This is a genomic window from Myroides phaeus (genome assembly GCF_009799805.1).
Lineage (GTDB): Bacteria > Bacteroidota > Bacteroidia > Flavobacteriales > Flavobacteriaceae > Flavobacterium > Flavobacterium phaeum_A.
Genome location: NZ_CP047050.1, coordinates 796,497 through 820,678, shown reverse-complemented (window position 1 = coordinate 820,678; position 24,182 = coordinate 796,497). Strand labels below are relative to the sequence as shown.

General features: G+C 32.2%; 18 protein-coding genes and 1 tRNA gene. 14 read left to right on the top strand and 5 right to left on the bottom strand.

What is annotated here, in order from left to right:
• The first annotated feature begins 9 nt into the window (after nucleotides 1-9).
• From GQS07_RS03780 to GQS07_RS03765, 4 genes are all read left to right on the top strand, one after another.
• A complete protein-coding gene (locus tag GQS07_RS03780) occupies nucleotides 10-1,647 on the top strand; it encodes a DUF4270 domain-containing protein (RefSeq protein WP_158209674.1) in 1,638 nt (545 codons plus the stop codon).
• 6 nt (nucleotides 1,648-1,653) lie between these two features.
• Nucleotides 1,654-3,498, top strand: a complete 1,845-nt coding sequence (gene glmS / locus GQS07_RS03775; RefSeq protein WP_158209673.1) for a glutamine--fructose-6-phosphate transaminase (isomerizing) — start codon at nucleotides 1,654-1,656, stop codon at nucleotides 3,496-3,498.
• A gap of 154 nt (nucleotides 3,499-3,652) precedes the next feature.
• Nucleotides 3,653-5,164 carry a F0F1 ATP synthase subunit beta gene (gene atpD / locus GQS07_RS03770; protein WP_158209672.1) on the top strand — a complete coding sequence of 504 codons (1,512 nt, stop codon included), beginning with the start codon at nucleotides 3,653-3,655 and terminating at the stop codon, nucleotides 5,162-5,164.
• 26 nt (nucleotides 5,165-5,190) lie between these two features.
• Nucleotides 5,191-5,472: a F0F1 ATP synthase subunit epsilon gene (locus tag GQS07_RS03765; protein WP_090404279.1), complete on the top strand. Its 282-nt coding sequence runs from the start codon at nucleotides 5,191-5,193 to the stop codon at nucleotides 5,470-5,472.
• A 331-nt stretch (nucleotides 5,473-5,803) separates the two neighbouring features.
• Here GQS07_RS03765 and GQS07_RS03760 read toward each other — a convergent pair.
• From GQS07_RS03760 to GQS07_RS03750, 3 genes are all read right to left on the bottom strand, one after another.
• Nucleotides 5,804-5,877, bottom strand: a tRNA-Asn gene (locus GQS07_RS03760).
• Nucleotides 5,878-5,997: 120 nt separating this feature from the next.
• Nucleotides 5,998-7,455 carry an oligosaccharide flippase family protein gene (locus GQS07_RS03755; protein ID WP_158209671.1) on the bottom strand — a complete coding sequence of 486 codons (1,458 nt, stop codon included), beginning with the start codon at nucleotides 7,453-7,455 and terminating at the stop codon, nucleotides 5,998-6,000.
• A gap of 43 nt (nucleotides 7,456-7,498) precedes the next feature.
• Nucleotides 7,499-8,260, bottom strand: a complete 762-nt coding sequence (locus GQS07_RS03750) for a PdaC/SigV domain-containing protein (protein WP_158209670.1) — start codon at nucleotides 8,258-8,260, stop codon at nucleotides 7,499-7,501.
• A 217-nt stretch (nucleotides 8,261-8,477) separates the two neighbouring features.
• On the opposite strand from GQS07_RS03750, the gene recO reads away from it, so the two are divergent.
• The 4 genes from recO (at nucleotide 8,478) to GQS07_RS03730 (ending at nucleotide 13,770) form a co-directional block, all read left to right on the top strand.
• A complete protein-coding gene (recO, locus tag GQS07_RS03745; RefSeq protein WP_158209669.1) occupies nucleotides 8,478-9,194 on the top strand; it encodes a DNA repair protein RecO in 717 nt (238 codons plus the stop codon).
• Nucleotides 9,195-9,291: 97 nt separating this feature from the next.
• Complete coding sequence (gene ileS, locus GQS07_RS03740) at nucleotides 9,292-12,693, top strand: isoleucine--tRNA ligase (protein WP_158209668.1); 3,402 nt, start codon at nucleotides 9,292-9,294, stop codon at nucleotides 12,691-12,693.
• 8 nt (nucleotides 12,694-12,701) lie between these two features.
• Nucleotides 12,702-13,088 carry a TraR/DksA family transcriptional regulator gene (locus tag GQS07_RS03735; RefSeq protein WP_090404270.1) on the top strand — a complete coding sequence of 129 codons (387 nt, stop codon included), beginning with the start codon at nucleotides 12,702-12,704 and terminating at the stop codon, nucleotides 13,086-13,088.
• Between the two features lie 88 nt (nucleotides 13,089-13,176).
• Nucleotides 13,177-13,770: a lipoprotein signal peptidase gene (locus tag GQS07_RS03730; protein ID WP_158209667.1), complete on the top strand. Its 594-nt coding sequence runs from the start codon at nucleotides 13,177-13,179 to the stop codon at nucleotides 13,768-13,770.
• Between the two features lie 158 nt (nucleotides 13,771-13,928).
• Here GQS07_RS03730 and GQS07_RS03725 read toward each other — a convergent pair whose 3' ends face one another.
• Together GQS07_RS03725 and GQS07_RS03720 are read right to left on the bottom strand one after the other, a co-directional pair.
• Complete coding sequence (locus GQS07_RS03725; RefSeq protein WP_158209666.1) at nucleotides 13,929-14,492, bottom strand: 5-formyltetrahydrofolate cyclo-ligase; 564 nt, start codon at nucleotides 14,490-14,492, stop codon at nucleotides 13,929-13,931.
• Nucleotides 14,492-15,439, bottom strand: coding sequence for a succinylglutamate desuccinylase/aspartoacylase family protein (locus GQS07_RS03720; RefSeq protein ID WP_158209665.1), 948 nt, complete (start codon nucleotides 15,437-15,439; stop codon nucleotides 14,492-14,494). Before GQS07_RS03720 ends, GQS07_RS03725 begins: the two co-directional genes overlap by 1 nt.
• A 149-nt stretch (nucleotides 15,440-15,588) precedes the next feature.
• Between GQS07_RS03720 and uvrC the strand changes: the two genes are divergently transcribed.
• The 6 genes from uvrC to GQS07_RS03690 all read left to right on the top strand — a co-directional run bounded on the left by uvrC (nucleotide 15,589) and on the right by GQS07_RS03690 (nucleotide 24,174).
• Nucleotides 15,589-17,385, top strand: a complete 1,797-nt coding sequence (gene uvrC / locus GQS07_RS03715; protein ID WP_158209664.1) for an excinuclease ABC subunit UvrC — start codon at nucleotides 15,589-15,591, stop codon at nucleotides 17,383-17,385.
• Nucleotides 17,386-17,410: 25 nt separating this feature from the next.
• Nucleotides 17,411-19,633, top strand: a complete 2,223-nt coding sequence (locus tag GQS07_RS03710) for a patatin-like phospholipase family protein (RefSeq protein ID WP_158209663.1) — start codon at nucleotides 17,411-17,413, stop codon at nucleotides 19,631-19,633.
• A gap of 213 nt (nucleotides 19,634-19,846) precedes the next feature.
• On the top strand, nucleotides 19,847-21,013 hold the full coding sequence (locus GQS07_RS03705) for a homogentisate 1,2-dioxygenase (protein WP_158209662.1): 1,167 nt from the start codon (nucleotides 19,847-19,849) through the stop codon (nucleotides 21,011-21,013).
• Between the two features lie 27 nt (nucleotides 21,014-21,040).
• Entirely contained in the window at nucleotides 21,041-22,201 is a 1,161-nt protein-coding gene (hppD, locus tag GQS07_RS03700; RefSeq protein ID WP_158209661.1) for a 4-hydroxyphenylpyruvate dioxygenase, read from the top strand.
• 258 nt (nucleotides 22,202-22,459) lie between these two features.
• The gene (locus GQS07_RS03695; protein ID WP_158209660.1) at nucleotides 22,460-23,239 is read left to right on the top strand and encodes a DUF3108 domain-containing protein; all 780 of its coding nucleotides are present in this window, start codon (nucleotides 22,460-22,462) and stop codon (nucleotides 23,237-23,239) included.
• Nucleotides 23,239-24,174: a tryptophan 2,3-dioxygenase family protein gene (locus GQS07_RS03690; RefSeq protein ID WP_410505301.1), complete on the top strand. Its 936-nt coding sequence runs from the start codon at nucleotides 23,239-23,241 to the stop codon at nucleotides 24,172-24,174. The genes GQS07_RS03695 and GQS07_RS03690 overlap by 1 nt, the downstream gene beginning before the upstream one ends.
• The last annotated feature ends 8 nt before the right edge of the window (nucleotides 24,175-24,182 follow it).

Genomic DNA, 24,182 nt, shown 5'->3' with positions numbered 1-24,182 from the left:
ATTGGCTATATGAACCATAAAAAAATCATTAAAGGATTATTCCTTACTTTAGGTATTGTAACATTACAAGCTTGTGAAAGCGATTTTACGGAAGCTGGAAGTAATATTGTCGGCGATGGAAAATTTGATATCGTTTCTTATACTGTAAAAGATATTAAAGCATACAACCAATCATATGGAGCGGCTGATGGATCTCGATTAAACGAAACATCATTTGGATACTTAAAGAATGGTTTGTTTGGGGAGTCAAGTAATAATCTTGTTGTACAGGTACTTGATAATGGAAATACTTTTGCATTTATCAATGACAATCCAATTGTCGATTCTGTTTATGTTTACTTGCCTTATTTTTCTCAATTTGATAAAGTTGAGAATGATGTGAATAAGTATAAACTTAAAAACATCTATGGTGATGGAACTTTTAATTTAGAGGTTTATCAAAATGGATATTATCTAAATAATGAAGACATTATAGCAGGAGGATCATTAAAGTTTTATTCAAACACATTAGGGCTTTTTGAATCTCAAAAAGTGAGCTCTAAACCGTTGAATAATTCTGCTGACGCTACTCAAAATAAACAATTTACATTTAGTAATAGAGATAAAACTATCTATAGAACTGATAGTAAAGGAGAAGTTATTAGAGACGAAGCAAATGGGAAGCCACTTGTGAAAGAGCGTTTAGCCCCTGGTATGTGGTTAGATTTAGATAAAGCTTATTTTCAAGAATTTATAGAAAAGAATAAAACACAATTAGGTAATTCAAGTTCTTTTAATAATTTATTTAGAGGTCTTTTGTTTAAAGCAAACGGAAATGGTTCTAATGGAATGGCAGGACTTGTAGATATTACTAAAGGGAAATTAGTTATTATTCTTCGTGACGATAAAAAAGAAACTACTACGAAAGAAACAACTGAAAAACAGCGTAAAGAAATTACTTTAACATTTGCTCCAAACGGAAATACAAGTACTAAGTTTAATGTAAACTTGTACAATAATTCAAATGACGAGGAGTATAAAGCTAAAGTAGCATCGGCGAATCCAGAAACAGGAGATGAATTCTTGTATCTAAGAGGAGGAGAAGGTAGTGTTGCTATTATAGATTTGTTGCGTAGCAATGATTTTGAAGAGTTGAAGCGTTTGAAAGAAGAGAAAGTACTTATTAATGAGGCTTATTTAACAATATTTGTAGATCGTAATCAAATGAATGGACTTCCAAATCCGGAGCGTTTATTCTTATACGATTATGATAATGCAATACCATTATCTGATTTTACAAGTGATAATATGACTACTGCTCAGAGTATTAAATCTGGGTACAATGGAATATTTGTAAAAGAAGATACAGAAAACAATAAAGAAGGTAATTACTATAAGTTTAAAATTACTGATCACGTAAGAGGAGTAATTAAAAATGAAACTAATGCCAGTCCAAAGTTAGCATTAACTGTTGCAAATAATTTTGCAAATGCTGGATATAGTATGCAATCATTAGAAACACCAATCGACAATACACCTAAAACAACACTTACTATCCCTTCGTTATCATTAAGTTGTCCACTTGGAACAGTGTTACACGGGCCAAAAACAACTGATAGCGATAAAAAAATGAAATTAGAAATTTTTTATACTAAAGTTAAAAAGTAAACAATTATGTGTGGAATTGTTGGATACATAGGACATCGCGACGCATACCCTGTGATAATTAAAGGGTTAACAAGACTTGAGTACAGAGGATATGATTCTGCTGGACTTGCGACATTTGATGGAGAGAAAATAAACCTTTGCAAGACAAAAGGGAAGGTTGCCGACTTAGAGGAAAAGAGTGATGATGCAGTAAAAAAAGGAACTGTTGGTATAGGTCATACAAGATGGGCTACACACGGTGTTCCAAATGATGTGAATTCTCACCCACACTTTTCTAATTCAGGAGAATTAGTTATCATCCACAATGGAATTATTGAGAATTATGATTCTCTAAAACAAGAATTAATTAAAAGAGGATATACTTTTAAATCAGAAACTGATACAGAAGTATTGATTAACTTAATTGAGGACGTTCAAAAAACACAAAAAGTAAAATTAGGAAAAGCTGTTCAGATTGCATTAAACCAAGTAGTAGGTGCATATGCAATTGCAGTAATGGATATTAAGAAACCAAATGAAATTATTGCAGCTCGTTTAGGGAGCCCATTAGCAATTGGAATTGGTGAAAATGAATACTTCATTACTTCTGATGCTTCTCCATTTATAGAGTATACTAATAATGCTATTTATTTAGAAGATGAAGAAATGGCAATTATTAGATTACATAAACCTTTGCGTATTCGTAAAATTAAAGATGATTCATTGGTTACTCATTATGTTCAAGAGTTACAATTAAACTTAGAGCAAATTGAGAAAAATGGCTATGAGCACTTTATGTTGAAAGAAATTTACGAGCAACCAGAAGTAATTAAAGATACTTTTAGAGGTCGTTTATTAGCAGATCAAGGTTTAATTAGAATGGCAGGTATTGAAGACAATATCGATAAGTTCTTAAATGCAAAAAGAATCATTATTGCAGCTTGTGGTACATCGTGGCACGCTGCCTTAGTTGCAGAATATGTAATAGAGGAATTTGCAAGAATACCAGTAGAAGTAGAGTATGCATCTGAGTTTAGATATAGAAACCCAATTATAGATTCATCAGATGTATTAATTGCAATCTCTCAATCAGGAGAAACTGCAGATACGTTAGCAGCTATTAAATTAGCAAAAGAAAAGGGAGCATTCGTATTTGGTGTTTGTAATGTAGTTGGGTCTTCAATTGCAAGAGAGACACACGCCGGAGCATATACACACGCCGGACCAGAAATTGGAGTAGCTTCAACAAAAGCATTTACAACTCAAATTACAGTACTTACTTTGATTGCTCTAAGATTAGCTAAAGCGAAAGGTACGCTTGCGAATTCAGAGTATTTAAAATACTTACACGAGTTATCTATTATTCCAGAAAGAGTAGAAGAGGCGTTAACGCAAAATGACGAGATTTTAAAAATTTCGGAAGTTTATAAAGACGCTACAAACTGTTTATACTTAGGTAGAGGATATAACTACCCAGTTGCTTTGGAAGGAGCTCTAAAACTAAAAGAAATCTCTTACATCCATGCAGAAGGATATCCGGCTGCAGAGATGAAACACGGACCAATTGCCTTAATTGATGAGCATATGCCAGTTATTGTAATTGCTCCAAATCAAAATCACTATGACAAAGTGGTGAGTAATATTCAAGAGATTAAAGCAAGAAATGGAAAAATTATTGCTGTAGTAACAAAAGGAGATAAACAAGTTAGAGAATTAGCTGACCACGTTATTGAGGTTCCAGGTATTTCTGAAGCTTTGACTCCAATTTTAACGACAATTCCATTACAATTACTTTCATATCACATTGCAGTGTTGAGAGAGTGTAATGTCGATCAACCAAGAAACTTAGCTAAGTCAGTAACGGTTGAATAATCACAAAAAGCGGGCTAAAAAACAGTCCGCTTTTATTTTGTATAAAAATAAAATTTCAAACTTTTTAATATTCAGAGAAAAAAACTATCTTTGCACTCTGAAAAAGTAGATTTTTTCATTAAACGTAAATAGCTGTTAAATAAATACATAAGCAATGTCTAAAGTTACAGGAAAAGTTGCGCAAGTTATCGGACCAGTAGTTGACGTGATATTCAACTCTGAAAACGCCGAACTTCCAAGAATTTATGATTCATTAGAAATCACAAAACCAGATGGTTCTAAATTAGTACTTGAGGTACAATCACACATTGGAGAAGATACAGTAAGAACAATTTCAATGGACTCTACAGACGGTTTAAGTAGAGGTTATGAAGTAGTTTCTACAGGTTCACCAATCCAAGTTCCAATTGGAAAAGATGTATTCGGTAGATTGTTTAATGTAGTAGGAGACGCTATTGATGGTCTTGGAAACCTTCCTAAAGAAGGAAATAGTGGTTTACCTATTCACCGTGCTGCTCCGAAATTTGAAGATTTATCAACTTCAACTGAAGTATTATTCACAGGAATTAAAGTAATCGACTTAATTGAACCTTACTCAAAAGGGGGTAAAATTGGATTATTTGGAGGTGCTGGAGTAGGAAAAACAGTATTGATTCAAGAATTAATTAACAACATCGCAAAAGGACACGGAGGTTTATCTGTATTCGCAGGTGTTGGAGAACGTACACGTGAGGGGAATGACTTATTACGTGAGATGTTAGAGTCTGGTATTATTAAATACGGAGATGATTTCATGCACTCTATGGAAAATGGAGGATGGGATTTATCTAAAGTAGATAGACCAGGAATGAAAGATTCAAAAGCTACGTTCGTATTCGGACAGATGAATGAGCCACCAGGAGCACGTGCACGTGTTGCTTTATCAGGTTTAACTATCGCTGAATTCTTCCGTGATGGAGCTGGAGATGACCAAGGAAAAGACGTACTTTTCTTCGTAGATAACATTTTCCGTTTTACTCAAGCTGGTTCTGAGGTATCTGCATTATTAGGGCGTATGCCTTCTGCAGTAGGTTACCAACCAACTTTAGCAACAGAAATGGGTGCGATGCAAGAGCGTATTACATCAACTAAAAAAGGATCGATTACATCAGTACAAGCGGTATATGTACCTGCGGATGACTTAACTGACCCGGCACCAGCGACAACTTTCGCTCACTTGGATGCTACAACAGTATTGTCACGTAAAATTGCTGAGTTAGGTATTTACCCTGCAGTAGACCCATTAGAGTCTTCTTCTCGTATTTTAACTCCAGAAATTTTAGGAAAAGAGCATTATGCTTGTGCGCAAAGTGTGAAAGAAATCCTTCAAAAATACAAACAATTACAAGATATTATCGCGATCTTAGGTATGGAAGAGTTATCTGAAGAAGATAAATTAGCTGTACATAGAGCTCGTCGTGTTCAACGTTTCTTGTCTCAACCATTCCACGTAGCAGAACAGTTTACTGGTATCCCTGGAGTTTTAGTAGACATTAAAGATACTATCAGAGGATTTAATATGATTATCAATGGTGAATTAGACCGTTTCCCAGAAGCTGCTTTCAACTTAAAAGGTTCAATTGATGAAGCAATTGAGGCTGGAGAGAAAATGCTTGCTGAATTATAGTCTAATCACATTTTAAAAATATCATTATGAAATTAGAAATTGTATCACCTGAGGCAACTTTATTCACTGGAGAAGTTACTTCTGTATCTGTTCCAGGAGCAAAAGGAGAGTTTCAAATGTTAAACAATCACGCTCCTATTGTTTCGATTCTAACAAAAGGAAACGTAAAGTTTACAGGGCAAAACATTTCTATTGCACCAGCTTTTAGCTCGAAATTTCAACAAGTAAGTAAAGATACTTATCATTTACCTATCAACCTTGGAACGTTAGAGTTGAGCGATAATAAGATTATTATCTTAGCAAACTAAAATGTATTGCTAAATTGATTATATAAAAAGCCCCTTACATAAATTATGTAAGGGGCTTTTTGATTTAGCTTCTTATTTGTACTGATTAGGGCTTCTTATAGGCCTTTTGAGAAACTTTTACGACGTAAGTATATGAATCGTTGTTTATTGAGGTTTGTCTTTGAAATACTCAAAATGTAGCAAGTACCTGTTTAGTTTGATGAAGTATAAAATAGGGCAGGTTATCTCAGTTATGATAAATGTTGTTTAAGTGTATTAATAACTGAGTTCTGATTTTGAGAAATAGTATAAAACAAAAAAAGCCAGTCGTAAGACTGGCTTTTTTTAAATGCTCCCCCTCTTGGGCTCGAACCAAGGACCCTCTGATTAACAGTCAGATGCTCTAACCAACTGAGCTAAGGAGGAAGGTTGTTTTACCTTTATTGCGGTGCAAATATAAAATGTTTTTTTATTTCTGCAAAAAAAATATTTAGGTTATTATGGAAAATAATATAGTTTGTTTATAATCAATTAAGAAATAGAGGGTTATCTTTTCAAGATACTTTTGATTATTTTTTGTTCGCTTTTAAAGACTATAAGAGCGTATACTAATATTGCTGTAACTCCCACAAAATAGTTTTCTCTAAAGAAGTAAAAATATCCAAATGATAGAACGACAGCTAAACCTAAATATCCAGAGATAGCCTTTTTATCATAAGGTATAGGGTAATATTTCTGTCCCATTAAGTATGAAATTAGCATCATTGAAGCATAGGCTATTAAAGTTGCAATAGCAGATCCTATATATCCCCAAAAAGGAATAAGGAAATAGTTGAAGACAAGGGTTAGAATAGCTCCAAATATTGAGATATAAGCGCCTACCATTGTCTTGTCTCTTAACTTGTACCATACAGATAGGTTTGTATAAATACCCATACAGAAATTGGCTAATAAAATTAAAGGAACTACAGCCATAGCATCCCAATACGATTCATTTCTTATAAATAATACTTTTAAAATATCAGAAAAGACAACAACTCCTAAGAGAATAGCACTTCCGAAAATAGTAAAGTACTTTGTTATTGTAGCGTATTTAGTTGGGGCATCATCATTTTTAGCATAGTTGAAAAAGAATGGTTCAATTCCAAGTGTATATGCTTGTCTAAAAAGAACCATAAAAAGACCGAGTTTATAACAAGCAGCATATTTTCCAACTTCAGATAATGCAATATCTGCTGGAAGTAATCTTTCCAGAAGAATTTTATCAAAACTTTCATTGATTGCAAAAGCAAGTCCTCCGATCATAATGGGAACTCCATAACGCATCATTTCCTTTCCCAGTACTTTATTAAACTTCAACTTAATTGTCAAATAATCTTTATAGAAAACAATGAATGTAAGTAAGCTTGCTACAAGATTAGCTATAAAAATATAGGATACTTGATAGTTTTTAATATAGATTTTATCAAAAATAGTTTCAGGATAAGCAATGCTTAATTTTGGCAAGAAATATAGGAAAAACACATTTAAGAATGTATAAATACAGACATTCCCAATTCTAATAGCGCTATAAACCATTGGACGTTGATTTGCTCTTAGTTTTGCAAAAGGAATAATAACTAATGCATCAAGTACCAATATCCAAATTACATATTGTAGAATTTCAGATGGGATATTTAAAAAAGTAGCCCAGAAATCTTCTGTTAGTAAAGCAATTCCTAAGAAAAGCAATGTAGTTATTGATAAGAAAAGCAATGCATTATTGAATACTTCCTTTTTGTTTTCTTGTAGATTATAAAACCTAAAGAAAGCAGTCTCCATACCAAAAGCAAGGATAACATTAAAGAACATTAAAATGGCATATACGACATTGTACTGTCCATATGCGTCATTCTGCATTACTTCTGTGTGAAAAGGAACAAGAAAAAATCCTATAACCTTCGGGAACACAGCGGCTAATCCATAGATGGCAGTCTGTTTAAATATTTTTTTATAGATACTCAAAGTCTAAAAGTGCTTTTTATTCGTTTGTAAATTTAGTTTACTATTATTCGTTTGTTGCTATTGGTTCCAATTTTATTTTCAGAAAAGTATCTGCTTGAATTTTTGGGATTTCAATTTTAACAGGTTCATCAGAAAAAGCTGAAATATCGAAACTATTGTAATATGCTATAATTGAGTCTTCATAAAAAAAGATGTCTTCTGGCATTTTAAATTGATCATCATCAAATAGTATACTATCTTGGTCACTTCCAATTTTAGAGCGAAGCTGTGATTTTACAAGTTGTTGAAAACCTTGCCAATCAGAAAAGAGTTCTTCGTTAGTATATATATGGCCATTATTAGGATTGTAATGTATAGCTTTTTCTCCCTTAAATCCGTGTGCACCACCTGAATAGGTGTAGTATTCAATGGCAAAGCTTATTAATTCGTGATTGTAAAAAGTTATATTATTTGATACTGTTGCTTTCCAAGGAAAAGCGTCTGTAGGGAACTTTTGAGCAATTTCTTCATAAGCATAGATGAAAGTATTTGTTATTTCTTCGTATTGATTAACATTAGTTCCATTATCTGTAAAAGGCAGTAGTTCGTTAATTAACGCAATATTGCTTTTGTTAATTAATTGGGAAGCAGAATTGTCAGGGGAAACAATAATAGCAGCATTGATTGTAATTTCTGTGCAGTTTTCAGTAGTGCAGTTTAAAGATGATTTTCTGCTAAACTCTCTTTCTTCAAATGCGAAGTTAGTGTTCTTAGTACAGCTTCCAAAAACGATAGGAATTAGTAAGGTGTAAATTATTTTTTTCATTTTCAATTTTTTCATAGTAATTGCAAAGCTATGAATTTTGATATTGATTAGTCGATAGGAAAGGATAGATTTCGATTAGGTTATGAAAAAAGGCAGAAATCATATTCAATGACTTGATTATTAGAATAAATCATATTTTAAAACTTATATTTGAGGAGTGTGTTTATACTGCTTTTTTTATAAGTAGTTTGAGTATATTGCAATTAAATAAGAAGGAATGCAGGTTAAGACAAAGGCGATTGTATTAAGTGTTTTAAAATATCAAGATAAAAGTTTGATTGTGAAATGCCTAACAGAAGAAGAAGGAGTATTGTCTTTTTTTGTACGCAATGCTTTTTCAAAAGGGAAAAGTGCGCAGAAAATAGCCTATTTTCAGCCTTTAACAATGTTAGAGATTGATTTTACTTTTAAAAACAAAGGAGGATTAGAGTATTTTAAAGAAGTGAAGTTAGGAAATGTGTACCAAACAATTTATTACGATTATGCTAAGAATTGTATTGCGATTTTTGTAGCAGAAGTATTACACAATTTGATAAAAGATCGAGTGAAAGATCTTAGTTTTTACACTTTTTTAGAAACTGCTTTATTATGGTTTGATACCCATGATGAAACATATAACTTTCATTTAATATTGTTATTAGAGATTAGTAAGTTTTATGGTTTTTACCCAGCAATAAAAGACATAGATTGTTTTTATTTTGATCTTGAAGGAGGAGTTTTTACAAATCATTTTACACCTGTTTGTGTAGATGAAGAAGAGACAATACTTTTAAAAAGGTTAGTAAATCTTGGGTTTAATAAAGAACAAAAAGTTTTTACAGGATTAGATAGGAAAAAGCTTCTAAAGCTATTGATAAGTTACTATGAGCAACACGTGAGTGATTTTAGAAAGCCAAAATCTTTAGAGGTTTTACAAGAAGTTTTTTCACTCTAATTGTTTTTTAATGGTTTTTCTGCCAATTAATTAGGATGGAATTGAAGTAATTTGTTTAAATTCGCGCAATTGATAAAAAATATTATAGTTAACAACGATGAGCACTAAATTTACAGAATATAAGGGTCTTGATTTGTCAGGGGTAGCATCAGAGATGCTGGAGTTTTGGAAAGAACAATCAATATTCGAAAAAAGTATTAGTACAAGAGATGATAATAAGCCTTTTGTATTTTTTGAAGGACCACCTTCAGCTAATGGTAAGCCAGGGATTCACCACGTAATGGCTCGTGCAATTAAAGATATTTTTTGTCGATACAAAACTCAAAAAGGATATCAAGTAAAGCGTAAGGCCGGATGGGATACTCACGGATTACCAGTTGAGTTAGGAACAGAGAAAGAGTTAGGAATAACGAAAGAAGATATTGGTACAAAAATCACAGTAGAGGAGTACAATCAAGCATGTAAGCGTACAGTAATGCGCTACACTGACTTGTGGAATGATCTTACTGAGAAAATGGGGTATTGGGTTGATATGAATGATCCATATGTTACATATAAACCGAAATATATGGAAACAGTATGGTGGCTTTTAAAAGAAATCTATAAAAAAGATTTGATTTATAAAGGGTACACTATTCAGCCATATTCACCAAAAGCAGGGACAGGATTGTCTTCTCACGAGATTAATCAACCTGGATGTTATAAAGATATTACAGATACTACGATTGTAGCTCAGTTTAAAGCGATAGATGAAACATTGCCAGAGTTCTTACAAGGATTTGGAACAATTCATTTCTTAGCTTGGACAACTACACCATGGACATTGCCTTCAAATACAGCATTAACAGTAGGTCCGAAAATCGATTATGTGTTGGTAAAATCATTTAATCAATATACAGGGGATGCTATAAATGTTGTTCTTGGGAAACCATTAGTAGGAAAGCAATTTGCTGGGAAGTTTGTTGAAGTTTCAACAGAAGAAGAATTGAATGCGTACAAAGAAGGAGATAAAAAAATACCATTCTTAGTAGTTAAAGATTTTAAAGGAGCTGATTTAGTAGGAACAAAATATGAGCAATTATTACCGTATACTTTGCCGTATCAAACACCAGAGAATGCTTTTAGAGTAATTTCAGGTGATTTTGTTACAACAGAAGACGGTACTGGTATTGTTCATACAGCACCTACATTTGGAGCGGATGATGCTAAAGTAGCAAAAGAAGCTACGCCAGAGGTACCAGCGATGTTAATTTTAGACGCAGATGGTAACGCAGTTCCATTAGTTGACTTACAAGGACGTTTTGTTAAAGAAATGGGAGACCTTGCAGGGAAATATGTAAAAAATGAATACTACGATGAAGGACAAGCTCCAGAGCGTTCTGTAGATGTAGAAATTGCGATTCGTTTAAAAGAAGAAAATAAAGCATTTAAAGTAGAAAAATACGTTCACAGTTACCCACATTGTTGGAGAACTAATAAACCTGTATTATACTATCCTTTAGATTCTTGGTTTATTAAAATTACGGAAGTAAAAGAACGTATGTTTGAATTAAACGAAGAGGTGAATTGGAAACCAAAAGCAACAGGAGAAGGACGTTTTGGAAATTGGTTGAAAAACGCGAATGACTGGAACTTATCGAGATCTCGTTATTGGGGTATTCCATTGCCAATTTGGAGAACAGAGGATAAGACTGAAGAGATGATCATTGGTTCAGTAGAAGAATTGATGACTGAAATTGAAAAGTCACAACAAGCAGGACATCAACAAGGGAACCCATTTGAAGGATTCGTAGTTGGAGATATGACTGAAGAGAATTATGACAAAGTTGATTTGCATAAAAATGTTGTTGATAATATTGTTTTAGTGTCACCTTCAGGTAAACCAATGTATCGTGAAGCAGATCTTATTGATGTATGGTTTGATTCAGGGTCTATGCCTTATGCACAATGGCACTATCCTTTTGAAAATAAAGAGTTGATTGATAATAACTTATCATACCCAGCTGATTTCATTGCAGAAGGAGTAGATCAAACACGTGGATGGTTCTATACTTTACACGCAATTGCTACGCTTGTATTTGATACAAAAGCATATAAGAATGTTGTGTCTAATGGTTTAGTTTTAGATAAGAATGGATTGAAAATGTCTAAGAGTTTAGGTAACACTGTAGATCCATTTGATACCTTAGCTGAACACGGACCAGATGCAACACGTTGGTATATGATATCAAATGCAAATCCATGGGATAATTTGAAGTTTGATTTAGATGGTATTACAGAAGTTAGAAGAAAATTCTTCGGAACACTATATAATACTTATTCATTCTTTGCGTTATATGCTAATATTGATGGGTTTAAGTATGAAGAACAAGATGTTCCATTGAAAGATAGACCAGAGATTGATCGTTGGATTTTATCTGAATTAAACACACTTGTAAAACGTGTAGATGAGTTTTATGCAGAGTATGAGCCAACAAAAGCAGCGAGAGCAATTACTGATTTCGTAACAGAAAACCTAAGTAACTGGTATGTTCGTTTATGTAGAAGAAGATTCTGGAAGGGAGAATATGCACAAGATAAGATTGCTGCATACCAAACATTGTACACATGTTTAATTACTGTTGCAAAATTAGGATCTCCAATTGCTCCATTTTTTATGGATAAACTTTACAGAGACTTAACATTAACGACATCTTCAGAAGGATTTGAATCAGTACATTTGGCAGAGTTTCCAGTTTTTGAAGAAGAAGTTGTAGATAAAGATTTAGAAAGCAGAATGCAAAAAGCACAAGTTATCTCATCTTTAGTATTGTCTCTACGTAAGAAAGAAATGATAAAAGTTCGTCAACCTCTTCAAAGAATTATGATTCCTATTTTGGATCAAAAACAAAGAGGAGAGATTGAATTAATTGCGGATCTTGTTAAAGCAGAGGTGAATGTAAAAGAAATTGAACTTTTAGATGATGCTTCAGGAATCTTAGTTAAGCAGATTAAACCTAATTTCAAAACATTAGGACCACGTTTTGGAAAAGATATGGGATTGATAGCTAAGGAGATACAGAAGTTTACACAAGAAAATATTTCTGAAATTGAAAGAAATGGAGAGATTAATGTTAAATTATTAGAAAAAAGCATTATCTTAACATTGTCAGATGTGGAAATTACATCTCAAGACATTGAAGGATGGTTAGTTGCAAATGATAGTGGATTAACAGTGGCATTAGATATAACAATTAGCCCAGAATTAAGAAGCGAAGGAATTGCAAGAGAATTAGTAAATAGAATTCAGAATATTAGAAAAGACTCTGGATTTGAAGTTACAGATAAAATTAAAGTTGTAATAAAAGAAGAAAAAGAAATAAAAGAGGCTGTTTTAGCGAATGAAGATTACATAAAATCTGAAACGTTGACTCATACATTAGAATTTACTACTGAATTAGTAGAAGGTGTTGATGTAGAGTTCGATGAGCTAAAGACACGAGTGTTAATTTTAAAATAATTAAAATCATGAAAGACATAGGTGAATTAGTACGTTATTCTGATGCGGATTTGGCGGAATTTAAAATGTTGATTACAGCTAAGATTGATAAAGCTCAAGCGGATTTAGAATTGATCAAAAGCGCCTATATGAATGATTTGAATAATGGTACAGATGATACCTCTCCAACATTCAAGGCATTCGAAGAAGGAAGTGAAACAATGTCTAAAGAAGCAAATGCTCAATTGGCAATTCGTCAAGAAAAGTTTATTCGCGACTTAAGAAATGCTTTAGTTCGTATCGAAAACAAAACGTATGGTATCTGTAAAGTTACAGGTAAATTGATTGACAAGGAGAGATTGAAGTTAGTGCCTCATGCTACAATGAGTATTGAAGCAAAAAATATGCAACGTTAATCTTTAATAAAATTAAAAGCGCTCTAAAAGAGCGCTTTTTTTATCTAATAAAATAATATACATTTGTTCCTTGCGTAAATAAGAAAAAATGTCTTTAAAGAGAGCTTACTTGCTTGTTCTACTTGTATTAGTTTTAGATCAGGTATTGAAAATTTATATAAAAACTACTTTTGTATTAAATGATGAATATGTTGTTTTTAACTGGTTTCGTATACATTTCATTGAGAATGATGGGATGGCGTGGGGAGTTGAGTTACCAGGTATATATGGTAAGTTAGCTTTAACAGCTTTTCGAATTGTTGCTGTAGGAGGTATTGCGTGGTGGTTAAGTGATTCTATTAATAAAAAAGCTTCTAATTATCTAATAGTCGCTATTGCTTTAATATTAGCAGGGGCGGTAGGTAATATTTTAGATTCTGTTTTTTATGGAGTAATATTTGATGATAGTACACATCAATTAGCAACTATATTTACAGATAAGCCATATGGGACTTGGTTTCATGGAAAAGTAGTAGATATGTTTTATTTTCCCATTTGGAGAGGTAATTTACCAAGCTGGTTGCCATTTGTAGGAGGTAATGATTTTACTTTTTTTAATGCAATCTTTAATATTGCGGATGTTGCGATTTCAGTTGGAGTAGGTATTCTAATTGTTTTTAATAAGAAAGTGTTTAAGAAATAAACGACATATAAAGTATAAAAAGGGCTTCCGATTTGGAGGCCCTTTTTTGTTGTTATTCTTTTTTTAATTTGATAGCTTGAGTTTGGGACTGCTGAAAGTAAATAATAATAAATTATGTGTACGTGTTTTTCAGAAGTAGAACTTTAGTGTGCAACTTTTTAAAAAGTATATGTTGTATTTGGAGTAATGCAGAAATCTAATGGAACATCATTAGATTGTATGTCATTAATATAATCTTCAGGTTCAAAAAAACTTACTCCTATTTTGAGGATATTAGGATTACATTTTTCTAAAAAACGATCATAGAAACCTTTTCCGTATCCAATTCGATTTCCTTGTTTGTCAAAAGCTAATAGAGGAATAAAAACTACGTCTATTTGCTGCTCTGGTACTTGTATTCCATCAACAGGTTCAGGAATGCCATAAGAGTTTATTTTGATTGTAGTATTATCAGTTAGTAAGAAGTTTGTTAAGGTTCCTTCTTTAAAATTGGATTTCGACAAAATCACATTCTTGTCTTTTCCTGCTAATATTTGTAGAAGGTACTCAGTATTAATTTCTTTTTTATCTGTGATACTCAAAAAAAGATGGTAATTACTTTTGTTCCAAATCGGTAATTGTAGTGCTCGGTTAGCGATATGTAAACTTAAGTCTTCTATTTCATCACTTGATAAGTTATCGCGTAGTGCTTTGTATTTAATTCTTAGTTCTTCTTTATTCATTATTTTATGTTTTTAGAAATGTGAAAAACAGCATCTCCTTGGTAAACAATAGGTGCATCATTAACATTTATTACATATCCTTTATTCGGAGCTTTAATAAGTGTATTTTCGTTTCCATAGGGGTCAGATATTTCTGCTAATACTTGACCTTTTTCTACGAAAGTACCAATTTTTACTTGATCGTGTAAAAGCCCTGATTTTTTAGCACGTACCCAAACAGAATTTGTAATAATAGTCATTTTTTCTGTTGCTTTTTCAATAAGGAAGTTATCTCGAAGCATATCAAAAGCTTTTAAGAATCGTTTTGTTCCTTCTACTCCCATTGTCGAAACATCACTATTTATATCTAATGATTTACCTCCTTCAAATAATAACATTTTGATACCTTTCTTGGCACAAGCATTCCTAAAAGAACCAGATATTTGGTTTGAATACAGTAAAAAAGGAGGATTAAAGATTGTTGCTAAATCTTCTAATTCTTTATTGTCTGGAGTTATACGTAATTGAGGAGCATTAAATCTACTTTGCCCCCCTGCATGGAAATCAATAGCGTAATCAACATAAGGAAGAATATACTGAATTAAGTGATATGCAAATCTACCTGCAAGTGATCCATTTTTACTTCCTGGGAAAACTCTATTCATATCTCTTCCATCAGGAAACTCTCTTGATTTGTTAATGAAACCAAATATGTTGATAACAGGTATACAGATAATAGTTCCTTTTTTAGGAATGTTAATTTTAGAATGAACAATTTGTCTAACGATATCTACGCCATTAATTTCATCTCCGTGAAGGCCTGCTGATAATAAAACTGTTGGTCCGTCTTCTTTGGCCCTTGAAACAATTACTGGTATCTTAAGTTTAGTTGCTGTGTGTAAACGTGCTATTTCTAAATTAAGTGTTTTTGTTTCTCCAGGTAAAATAGTTTCGTCAAGTATAGTCATAGCTTTTTTTTGAAATGTGAAGATAGGAAAAAGTAGTTTTTATTTAAAAAATATTTGAAGCTCTGGATGGTCAAATAGTTGATCTGTATAATAGATGGCATAGCGATAAAATAATGTTATTTTTGTTATCAAATAAAAAGTCATACCCAATGCCAATAAAACCGTCTTTAGCATTACAAATACAAACACTGCCTGATCAACCTGGGGTTTACCAATATTTTGATAAGGAAGATAAGATCTTATATGTAGGAAAGGCTAAAAATTTAAAAAAGAGGGTAAGTTCTTATTTTAATAAAGTTCACGACAATGCAAAGACAAATGTATTAGTTAAGAAAATAGAAACAATAAAACATATTGTTGTTCCTACAGAAACAGATGCATTATTGTTAGAAAACAATTTGATTAAGCGATTACAACCAAGGTATAATGTTCTTTTAAAAGATGATAAATCATATCCTTGGATTTGTATTAAGCGAGAGCCATTTCCTCGTGTTTTTATGACACGTAGAATGATTAAGGATGGTTCAGAGTATTTCGGACCTTATACCAATATAAAGACAGTTCATACGCTTTTAGAATTAATAAAAGAATTGTATCCCTTAAGAACCTGTAACTATGATCTATCAACTACAAATGTTCGATCTGGTAAGTTTAAAGTTTGTTTAGAATATCACATAGGTAATTGTGCGGGTCCTTGTCAAGAGTATGAAAGCGATATGCAATATGATAAGAAGATAAAAGATATTAGGGATATTCTGAAAGGTAATTTCAAAGAAAGTTTGAGAGGGTTTAAGGATTATATGATGGAATTAGCTTCAGATATGAAATATGAAGAGGCCCAAAAAGTAAAAGAGAAAGTAGATTTACTTGAGAATTACCAAGCAAAATCAACGATTATAAATCCGAAGATTAGTAATATAGATGTTTTCTCTATAATTTCTGATGAATCAGCTGCCTATATAAACTTTTTGCAAGTATCGTATGGTTCAATTATTCGTTCACATACTATGGAAGTAAAAAAGAAATTGGACGAAACTGATGTAGAGTTATTAGAATTAGCAATTACAGAATTGAGAGAACGATTTAACTTGACATCAAAGGAGGTTATTGTGCCATTTGATGTTGAAGTGGCGGAGGGTATACATATTACAGTGCCTAAATTAGGTGATAAGAAACGTATATTAGAATTATCAGAGAGAAATGCTAAATTTTACCGTATGGATTTAATGAAGCAGATTAAGATTGTTGATCCAGAGAGACACGTGAATCGTATCATGCAACAAATGAAGAAAGATTTGCGCTTGCATAATGAACCACGTCATATAGAGTGTTTTGATAACTCAAATATACAAGGGACTAATCCGGTTGCTGCTTGTGTTGTTTTTAAAGATGGTAAGCCAAGTAAGAAAGATTATCGCCATTTTAATGTAAAAACAGTTGAAGGTCCTAATGATTATGATTCAATGGAGGAAATCGTTTATCGAAGATATAAGCGAGTTTTAGAAGAGAAACAGCCATTGCCTGATTTGATTGTAATAGATGGGGGAAAAGGACAGTTAGGTGTAGCTTTAAAAAGTTTAGAAAGTTTAGGTTTGCGAGGGAAAGTACCTGTAATAAGTTTAGCCGAACGTTTAGAAGAGATATTTTATCCAGGAGATAGTTTTCCTTTGTATTTGGATAAGCGTTCAGAAACGATGAAGGTTATTATTCATTTAAGAGATGAAGCACATAGATTTGGATTGACATTTCATAGAAATCAACGTAGTAAGAATGCAATTACAAGTGAGTTAGATAACATTAAAGGTGTAGGTGAGAAAACAAAAACAAGTTTATTTAATTATTTCAAATCTGTGAAACGTATTAAAGAAGCAAGCTTAGAAGAATTAGAAAAAGTTATAGGAAAATCAAAAGGCAAGATTGTTTTTGAGTTTTTTAAGTTACATTAGAGGGATATTTAAATAATTGAGAATCATGCGTAAGTTAATACTTTTAATATTAGTTAGTATCGTTGCAAATACAGTGATTTATGGTCAATCTCAAGAAGAGAAAAGGCCAAAAGTTGGTTTGGTGATGAGTGGAGGTGGAGCTAAAGGATTAGCACATATTGGAGTATTAAAAGTTTTAGAAGAACAAGGAGTAAAGGTAGATTATATTGCAGGGACAAGTATGGGAGCTATAGTTGGAGGGTTGTATGCTTCTGGTTATACAGCTTCTGAATTAGACTCTATTTTCAGTAGTATTGATGTTTCTGCATTAATCAGAGATTATATACCTCGTTTATCTAAATCTTTCTATGAGAAAAAAAATGATGAAATTTATGCATTGACATTACCTTTTGATAAATTTAAAATAGGGTTTCCTAAAGCGTTATCAAGAGGGATGTATAATTATAATTTGATGAATCAGTTGTTAGCTCATGTTAGAGATGTCCGCGATTTTAGTAAGTTAAATACACCATTCTTATGTATTGCTACAGATTTAGAAACTGGAGAAGGTATCGTTTTAGATAAAGGATATTTGCCTCAAGCAATTTTAGCAAGTGGAGCTTTTCCTTCGCTATTTGCTCCTGTGTTGATAGATGGGCATAATTTAATAGACGGAGGGGTTGTCAATAATTATCCTTTAGAAGAATTACGTAAGATGGGTGCTGATATTATTATTGGTGTTGATGTTCAAGATGGGTTGAAGAATATGGATGAAATTGAAGGAGCTCCAGATTTATTGTTGCAAATTTCAAATTATTCTACGATTAATCAAATGAAAGGAAAGCAGCCCCATACTGATATTTATATTAAACCAGATATTGTTGGATATACAGTAGTATCTTTTGATGAAGGTCGTGCTATTATTGATAAAGGAGCAGAAGCAGCAAATAAAGTAATTGATGAATTAAAAACAGTAGGAGGAAACCCTAATGTTTTAAAAGAACAATATGTACCAAAGTATACGGATTCTATTCAGGTCTCAGATATTAATATTAATGGTCTTGAGAAATACACAAGACGCTATGTTTATGGTAAATTAGGTTTTAAACCTCATTCTAAAATTAGTTTTGAGCAATTGAGTAAAGGTATTACACAATTAAACGGAACTGAAAACTTTAGTAGTATTTCCTATGTGTTTAATAAGGATGGAGATGAGGATTCGTTAGATATGGAATTAGTAGAAAATCCTGTTCAACGTTATTTAAAATTAGGTATTCACTATGACGCTTTATATAAATCTGCTGCATTAGTAAATGTGACTCAAAAGAATCTTTTTACTAAGAGTGATGTAGCTTCGTTAGATGTTGGGTTAGGTGACAATATGCGATATAATTTTAATTATTTTGTCGATAATGGATTTTATTGGAGTGTAGGGTTTAATTCTAAATTTAATCAATTTAAGAGAGACTTACCTTATAATATGTTGTTAGAAGCAGGAGGTGTTGTTGAAATGGATAATCCTCCTTCAATGTTTGGAATTAATTATGCGGATTTAGAGAATAGATTATATTTTCAAACTTTTTATCAACAAAAATATTTATTGAGTATAGGGGTTGAGCATCATTTTTTTGATATTCGTAGTAAAACTTTAAATACAGCAGATTCTCGATTCGATCGTAGTCATTATTTAGGAGGATTTGCTAATGTTGTTGTTGATACTTATGACAACAAATATTTTCCAAGAAAAGGGTTCTTATTCAAAGGAGAGTATAAAAACTATTTTTATTCAAGTGATTATTTAGGGAATTTTGAAAATTTCTCATCTATTACAGGTCAAATAGGATATGCTGCACGTATTACAAATAAACTTTCAGTTGATTTGAAATCAAAACTTGGTGCTGTTATAGGAACTTTACCAACAATTGGTTTTGGTTATTTCTTAGGAGGGTATGGATTTGCAGAGCGAGATAATATTGTTCCTTTTTATGGTTATGATTTATTAGGTATTGGAGGAGATTCATATATAATGGGGTCTGTTCAGTTTGATTATGAGATATTTAAAAAGCATCATATTAATATTTCAGCAAACTATGCAAATGCAGGAGATGATATATTTAACAGTGGAGATTGGTTTACTAAAACAAGATATACTGGTTATGCAGTAGGATATGGTATGCAAACTATCATTGGTCCAATTGAAGCTAAGTTTACTTACTCACCAGATACAGGAAAAACATATTCGGTATTTTCAGTTGGTTTTTGGTTTTAAGGATATGGTTTTAATAAAAGCTATTTGTTGTGTATATGTGAAATAAATTTAGATTAAAAATTGCATAATTCATTTTAATGTCGATATTTGTGTTATTATGAAAACACAATGGGACGGCTTATTAGCTTTATTAAAGTACCTTATTAAGAGAGATCCAGAATGAGGTAGCATACTTACGATATTTTATTTACCAACCAAAAATATTTAGTAATTATGCCATTATATCATCAGTTAGGAGAGATACCTCCTAAGCGACATACTATTTTTAGAAAACCAAATGGAGAGTTGTATTATGAACAGTTGTTTGGAACTATTGGATTTGATGGAATGTCAACTAATATGTATCACGAACACAGGCCAACTCAGGTTAAAAAGATTTTAGGACAATATAGTGTTGCTCCAAAAATAGCGAAAGCTAATAACATTCAATCTTATAGATTAAAAGGATTTCAGGTAAAACCAGAGGAAGACTTTTTAAAAAGCAGAAAGGCTGTTTTAACCAATAGTGATTGTACTATTGTATTGTCAGCGCCTTTAAAATCTACCGATGATTATTTTTATAAAAACACAGATTCTGATGAGTTGATTTTTATTCATCGTGGTACAGGAACCTTGCGCACGATGCTTGGAAATTTAACTTTCAAATACGGGGACTATCTTTTAATCCCACGTGGTGTTATTTATAAAATTGATTTTGACACTGAAGATAACAGATTGTTTATCGTTGAGTCAAGGCGACCAATTTATACTCCAAAACGTTATAGAAATTGGTTTGGACAACTTTTAGAACATTCTCCATTTTGTGAGCGTGATATAAGAAGACCAAATCATTTAGAAACTCATAATGAAAAAGGAGACTTTTTGATAAAAGTAAGAAAGCAAGACGAAATTTTTGATATGGTTTATGCTACACATCCTTTTGATGTAGTAGGCTATGACGGTTATAATTATCCTTATGCGTTTTCTATTCACGATTTTGAACCTATTACAGGAAGAGTTCACCAACCACCTCCTGTTCATCAAACATTTGAGACAGATGCATTTGTAATTTGTTCATTTGTTCCTCGTTTATATGATTACCATCCAGATGCAATTCCTGCACCGTATAATCACAGTAACATTGATAGTGATGAGGTTTTATATTATGTAGATGGAGATTTTATGAGTAGAAATGATATTGAAGCAGGACATATTTCTTTACATCCAGCCGGTATTCCACATGGTCCTCATCCTGGTGCAGCAGAACGTTCTATAGGTAAAAAGAGCACAGAGGAATTAGCTGTAATGGTAGATACTTTTAAACCATTAATGTTAACAGAAGAGGCAATGGAAATTGCAGATGAGCAATATTACCAATCGTGGTTAGATCCAGAAATTTAGAACACAACAACTATTAAACTATAAATTATGAGCAGAGAAGTTAAATCAGTAGAGTTTGGCTTAGAAAAGATATTTGAAGGAGCACAAGATTTTTTACCTCTTTTAGGGACAGATTATGTAGAGTTTATTGTAGGGAATGCTAAACAAGCTGCGCATTTCTATAAGACAGCTTTTGGATTTCAATCGTTAGCTTATGCTGGCTTAGAAACAGGTGTTAGAGACCGTGCTTCTTATGTTTTAGTGCAAGATAAAATTAGAATTGTATTAACAACTCCTTTGACTGCAGAGTCAGAATTAAATAATCATATTGTTGAACATGGTGATGGAGTTAAAGTTGTAGCATTATGGGTAGAGGACGCTCGTAAAGCATATGAGGAAACGATAAGTAGAGGCGCAAGGTCGTATATGGAACCTATAGTAGAAAAGGATGAATTTGGAGAAGCTGTTCGTGCTGGTATTTATACTTATGGTGAAACAGTTCATATGTTTGTTGAGCGAAAAAACTATAAAGGAATATTCTTACCTGGATTTGTAAAATGGGAAAGTGATTATAATCCAACTGCAGTTGGATTGAAGTATGTTGATCATATGGTAGGGAATGTTGGATGGAATGAAATGAATACGTGGGTTAACTGGTATGAAGATGTAATGGGCTTTGTGAATTTCTTGTCTTTTGATGATAAACAAATTAATACAGAATATTCTGCGTTGATGAGTAAAGTTATGTCTAATGGGAATGGGCGTATTAAGTTCCCAATTAACGAACCTGCAGAAGGAAAGAAAAAATCTCAAGTAGAAGAATATTTAGATTTTTATAATGGACCAGGAGTACAACATATTGCTGTAGCTACTGATGATATTTTAAGTACAGTCGGGTTAATGAAAAGTAGAGGAGTCGAGTTTTTATCAGCACCACCACAAGCTTATTATGATGATATTCCTCGACGTTTAGGATCTCATATGGATATGATGAAAGAAGATATTAAAGAGCTTCAAAAGTTAGGTATTATGATTGATGCTGACGAAGAAGGGTATTTATTACAGATTTTTACTAAGCCAGTAGAGGATAGACCAACTTTGTTTTTTGAAATTATTCAGCGAATGGGAGCTCGTGGATTCGGAGCAGGTAACTTTAAGGCCTTGTTTGAGTCTATTGAACGTGAGCAAGAAAAAAGAGGAACACTTTAGAATTCAGTTAATTAAATATTAAAAAGACCAACAAATAAGCTTGTAAAGTTAATGATTAGTTAAAATGCAATGACAGTAGTTTTAATTAAAAAAAAGCTATACATTTGCACTCGCAAAAATAAGGTCGTCATAAGCTTTATTTGAGTGTAATAAATTTTTCATAATTTATAGTTTTTTGGTTGGTTAATAGCATAAAAACTCAGTCATTTCTTTGGCTGGGTTTTTTTGTTTGCTATTTTTGAATAAAATATGACCAATATGAAAAAACGTCTCTTCTTACTTGTTGCTTTTCTTATAAGTACAAGTTATTTATTTGCACAGACTTTGCCAAAGGCATTTGATACTGGTGAATATTTAAAATTCCGCATTAGTTATGGTATATTTAATGCAGGGATAGCTACTCTGAAATTAACAGACACAGTTTATAATGGAATACCTGTATATCATGCAAAAGGCATTGGATATACAACAGGTGTGCCTAAAGCTTTCTTTAAAGTCTATGACAATTATGAAAGTTATTTTGAAAAGAAAAGTGTTGTTCCTCATCGTTTTATTAGAAAAATTGATGAGGGAGGGTATACTAAAGATCAAGATGGTGTTTTTAATTACAAAACAATGAAGGTCTTAGTTCATGATAAAGAAAAACAGACAAAAAAAGAATATTCTGTTGTTAAAGATGTTCAAGATATTGTTTCTGCTTTCTATTATTTGAGAAAGTATCCAGGTTTGAACACTATGAAACAAGGAGAGTCTGTTGAAATTGATATGTTTTTTGACGGTGAAGTTTTTCGTTTTAAGCTAAAATATCTTGGTGAAGAAATTTTGAAAACTAAGTTTGGGAGAACAAAAACATTGAAATTTAGACCCTACGTTATGGCAGGTAGAGTTTTTAAAGAAAAAGAAAGCTTAACAGTATGGGTAACTGCAGATAATAATAAAGTTCCTATTCGAATAAAAGCAAGTTTAGCTGTTGGATCCTTAAAAGCAGATTTAGAAGAGTATAAAAACTTAGTTAGTAAGCTTGAATTTGAAAAGTAATGGAAGAGAAAACAATTATTGATCTATATACGGACTTAGAAGATAGATTTGATGAGTTAGGATTGAAGACAGAAACTCATATAAAAGGAATGCTCTATGCTAAGCCTTTAACATATTGGGATTATATACAAACAGATGCATTGTTGAATTTGCAAACACAGAGAACAATAATTCCTGATGAAATGGTGTTTATAATGTATCATCAGGTTAATGAATTATTGTTTAAAATGGTACTTTGGGAAATTAACCAAGTTAGTAATTGTGAAGATGATAAGTTGACGATTGAATTATTTAAAGAGAAGATTAATCGTATAAGTAGATATTTTGATATGCTAACATCTTCTTTTTCCATTATGAAAGATGGGATGAGTAAGGATCAATATTTACAATTTCGTAATACACTTGCTCCAGCAAGTGGTTTTCAAAGTAGTCAATATCGTTTAATTGAGTTTGCTTGTACCGATTGGTATAATTTAATAGATAAACGTTTTGTTGATACATTAAAGGAAAATATTTCAGAAAAAGAAGCGTTAGAATATTTATACTGGCAGGCTGCAGGCAAAGATTATCGAACAGGTGAGAAGTCTTATTTATTGAAGGCATTTGAAGATAAATATTGTGAAATTTTTGTTAAAGCCATGAAAGACTATGAAAAAACAAATTTATGGCAGAAATTTGTAATGTTGCCAGAAGCGGCTCGTAGTGATAAAGAATTAATACAAGCGATGAGACATTTAGATAAAACAATAAATGTGACCTGGGTATTGGGGCATTATCATACAGCTGAAAAATATTTAGATGATGATGTGAAAGGAGTTAAAGAGGCAACAGGGGGGAGTGATTGGAAGAAGTATATGTTACCACAATATCAAAAACGTATATTTTTTCCAGAATTATGGTCAAAAGAGGAAATAGACAATTGGGGATTAGTTTAGAAAAGAAG